This window comes from Streptomyces kronopolitis (assembly GCF_014646275.1).
GTDB lineage: Bacteria > Actinomycetota > Actinomycetes > Streptomycetales > Streptomycetaceae > Streptomyces > Streptomyces kronopolitis.
In genome coordinates, this window is sequence record NZ_BMND01000086.1 from 1 (window position 1) to 4,122 (window position 4,122).

3 protein-coding genes are annotated in these 4,122 nt (G+C 68.0%); all 3 read left to right on the forward strand.

Annotated elements, in window-relative coordinates:
* The first annotated feature begins 179 nt into the window (after positions 1–179).
* Genes IEY78_RS33655 through IEY78_RS34745 form a run of 3 tightly spaced genes read left to right on the forward strand, consistent with a single transcriptional unit; the run spans position 180 to position 4,083 of the window.
* Positions 180–1,319, forward strand: coding sequence for a tyrosine-type recombinase/integrase (locus IEY78_RS33655; RefSeq protein ID WP_229700340.1), 1,140 nt, complete (start codon positions 180–182; stop codon positions 1,317–1,319).
* Positions 1,316–1,642, forward strand: a complete 327-nt coding sequence (locus IEY78_RS33660) for a helix-turn-helix domain-containing protein (RefSeq protein ID WP_189104800.1) — start codon at positions 1,316–1,318, stop codon at positions 1,640–1,642. The genes IEY78_RS33655 and IEY78_RS33660 overlap by 4 nt, the downstream gene beginning before the upstream one ends.
* The gene (locus IEY78_RS34745) at positions 1,639–4,083 is read left to right on the forward strand and encodes a zinc finger CCHC domain-containing protein (protein ID WP_229700341.1); all 2,445 of its coding nucleotides are present in this window, start codon (positions 1,639–1,641) and stop codon (positions 4,081–4,083) included. Before IEY78_RS33660 ends, IEY78_RS34745 begins: the two co-directional genes overlap by 4 nt.
* Positions 4,084–4,122: the final 39 nt, after the last annotated feature.

The following is a 4,122-nucleotide window of genomic DNA, read 5'->3' on the forward strand; positions in this document are numbered from 1 at the left end:
GACCCCGGGGAATTGCATCTGATGCACGTTCGGGTGTTGGCCGCTGGCCCTGAACTGCGGGAAGTGTACCGACTGGCTGCCTGACGTCCAGCGAAGCTCATAGCGCCCTTGACCTGCTGGTTTTACAGGTGTCATTCATTAGATGCATGATTCCATCCTCTGGTGAGAGAGGGTGGGGAGTGTCTGACGGTACGAGGGAAGTGCATGGGGCCGCGGTGCTGGAGCTGGTCTCGGGTGTGCATCTGCTGCACCCCGAGGACGCCGTGCTCGACGCGATGCTGTCGGGCTGGGGGCGGCAGCAACTGGGTGGCCGGGGGCTCCAGCCGGACACCGTGGAGGGTCGCCGCCGGGTCATCGAGACCTTCCAGGAGTTCACGAACGAGTACCCGTGGCACTGGACGGCCGCCCACATCGACGAGTGGATGGCGGACCTGGTGATGCGGCACAACCGTGCCAAGTCGACGCTCCGCAACTACCAGGGGGCCATCAGCCTGTTCATGGACTACCTCCTCAACCCGGTCTACGGGTGGGTGGAGGTCTGTCTGGAACGGTTCGGCACGCACCCGACGCCGATCCTCCATGACGGCAACCGGCGTGAACACCTCGTGGACTACGAGGGCGGCGAAGAGCGCCGGCCGATGACGCGGGAGGAGTGCCAGCTCCTGTTCGACCACATCGACGACCGGGTGGACCGGATGATCAAGCGAGGCCGCAAGGGCGCCCTGACCGCCTACAGGGACTCCACCTTGTTCAAGACGATCTACGGCTGGGGCCTGCGGGCCTCGGAGGCGTCCGGCCTGGACGTGGTGGACCTCTACCGGAACGCGAAGGCTCCGCAGTTCGGCCGGTACGGCATGGTGCACGTCCGCAAGGCCAAGGGCACCAAGGGCTCGGGGCCGCGGCGGCGGAACGTCGCCAGCATCATGCCCTGGGCCGTGGAGGCCCTGGAGGACTACGTCGTCAACGTCCGTCCCCGCTACGGCTTCTCGACGCACCCCGCCTTGTGGTTGACCGAACGCGGCGGCCGGCTCCGCACGCGCGAGATCGAGGACCGGTTCGCTCTCTACCGCGAGGAACTGGGCCTCCCGGAGGAACTGGTGCCGCACTGCCTGCGGCATTCGTACGTCACGCACAACATCGAGGACGGCGTCGATCCGAAGTTCATCCAGGAACAGGTCGGCCACCTCTATGCGTCCACGACCGCCCTCTACACCGCGGTCAGCGACGACTTCGCCAACACGATGATGCTCAAGGCCATCGACCTGGCCTTCGACAACGACCCCGGACAGCGGGTCCTGGAACGGAGTGGACGACGATGACGGCGAAGCTCGACTACAAGTGGCACCTGCGCGAGGTCATGGCCACGAAGGGCATGTTCTCCACCACCGACCTGCGGCCTCTGCTGGCCGAGCGGGGCATCGACCTGTCCGCCAGCCAGATCTACCGGCTCGTGGTGGAGGTTCCGGAACGGCTCAACCTCAAGGTCCTGATGGCCCTGCTGGACATCCTCGACTGTTCGATGGACGACCTGATCGAGCCGGTCGCCGCGGGCAGGCCGCGGGCGAAGAAGACTGCGGACGGCACCGAGGCCACCGGCGTCGGCGACTTCCGGCCCAAGCGGGCTCGGATCACCCGGTCATGACCGCGGCTTCCCGGATCGCCGCCGATCCGCACGCGGTGATCGGCGAGCTGGTCGCCGGGTTCGAACCGGATCTGTCCGCGGAGACCGTCCGCACGGCGATAGGCCAGGCGGTTCGGTCCAAGTCGGCCGCCGTCCGCCTGGCCCAGGCCCTCGAAGGTGATCCCGGGCTGCTGACGTCGGGCCGGGCCGAAGGCCCGGCCTCGGTCGAACGCTTCATCCGTGCCCTCACCGAGCTCGGAGCCGGCCACGTCGTCCGGCCGCCCTGTTCGCGCTGCGGCAAGCTGCGGTCTCTCATGAACACCGACGGCTCCGGTCGCCGGGTCTGTTCCTCATGCAGCGGCTTCAACAGCCGGAAGGCTGCGGGGTCGGGCTGGGCCTGCATGAGCTGCGGCAACGACGAGACCCCGAACTATGGCCTCGACCGCACCGGCCGCGAGGTCTGCCGCTACTGCTTCAAGGCCCAGTGCACCGAGGACCCGGCCTCTGACCTGCTCGGCTACCTCGACGGCCCTGCCCTCGGACTCGACGAGGCCGTGCTGCGGGCGATGATCGCCGAGGTCACCGGAGGGAACTTGTCGGTCACCCGCCGCCTGCTCTGGGATCTCCAGAACCAGCCCGGCCTGCTGGTCGGCCAGGCTCACCACCACGGACCCAAGACCGTCCTCCTGGTCAACCGGCTCCGCGAGGCCGGGGCCCGCGGCGTCCCTGCCCCGAAGTGTCCGCACTGCGACCGCGCGGTCCGGCTGAGCCACTCGATCAACCGGCTGCGGGTCTGCGGAACCTGCTACAACCACGCCAGGGCCGAGCCCTGCAAGTGGTGCGGACGCAACCGCCCCGTCGCGGGACGCGACGACACCGGAGCCCCGATCTGCAACACCTGCCGCAACAAGGAACCCTCCTACCAGGAGAAATGCGTTGTCTGCGATCGAGTTGAAGGCGTCGGCGCCCGCACGGCCGACGGGCCGATATGCGCCGTCTGCCGCAAACCGCCTGTCGTTGAGTGCGGTTCCTGCGGCAAGGTCCGGGCTTGCCTCTTCGCCGGGACCGACTCACCCCGCTGCCGGACGTGCTCGCGCAAGCTGGAACCCTGCACCGACTGCGGGCGCCCCTCGCGCGTCGTCGCCCGGACAGCACGCGGTCCCATCTGCGAGAACTGCTGGGAGAAGGCCCCGGAGGCGCACAAGCCCTGCAAGCAGTGCGGCACGGTCGAGCGGCTGTTCCACTTCGGTCTCTGTCGGCGATGCGCCGCCGACCGCCAGCTGCGGAAGCTGCTGACGTCGCCGGACGGCAAGCACCGTCCCGAGCTCGGCAAGGTCGCCGATGCCCTGTTGAACCTCAACCCCCGCAGGACCCTGCTCTATCTGCGGGAATCACCTGCGGCCACCCGTCTGGTCACCGACCTGGCCGCCGGGACATGCGAGCTCACTCACGAGGCCCTGGACACTCGCATGACCAGCCAGAAGGACATGGCCGTCGACTACTTCCGGGCCGTCCTGGTCTCCGCCGGCGTCCTGCCGGTCCGCGATGAGTACATGGTCCGGCTGGAGCGATGGATCGAGCACAAGGCCGCGGCCATCGACGATCCCGAAGACCGCCGCCTGATCATCGCCTACGCCCGCTGGGACCGCATCGCCCACATCCGGCGACGGGCCCGCGGCAAGCCGATCTCCGCCAACACCGGCGAAATCGCCCAGACCCAGATAGCCAAGGCCATCACCTTCCTGGCCTGGATCAAGGACCAGGGGGAGACCCTGGCGACCTGCCGACAGTCCCTCGTCGACGTCTGGCTCACTTCGGAGAACCACCAAGGCCCTTACTCGGCAAGGCCGTTCGTCCGATGGGCGGTCCGCGGCAAGTTCGCCTCCGGCATCAGCATCCCGGCCCGGCCGCGGCGGATCTTCCACCGCCCGCTCGACGCCGACGAACGTTGGGCGACCGCCCGGCGGCTCTTGAACGACGACTCCTTCGAGACCAGGGACCGCGTCGCTGGGCTGATGGTCCTGCTCTATGGCCAGTTCCCTGCGAGGACCTGCCGTCTGACCACGGCGCACGTCATCCACGACGAGACCGGCGTCGCCCTCCGCCTCAACAAGACCCCGCTGAAACTGCCACCGCCCCTCGACGGCCTGGTCCTCCAGCTCGTCGACATCGCCCACGACCACGAACGCACGGTGATGTTGAACGAGCACAACGCACCCTGGCTCTTCCCGTCGTTGCAGATGCCCGGTCGGCCGGTGACCAGCAAGCAACTCGCCCGGCGCCTACGTGACATCGGACTTCCCACCGAAGCCGGACGATGCGCGGCCCTGCTCGACCTCTGCACACAGATGCCCGCAGCTGTTCTTCAGCGCCTGCTCGGGATCAGCCCATCGGCTGCCGAGCGCTGGTCGGCCGGGGCTGTCAGGACCGCCTACGCAGCCGAGGTGGCCAGTCGATCATGACCCTATTCCGCACCAGTGAATATCCGAACCTGCCGATAC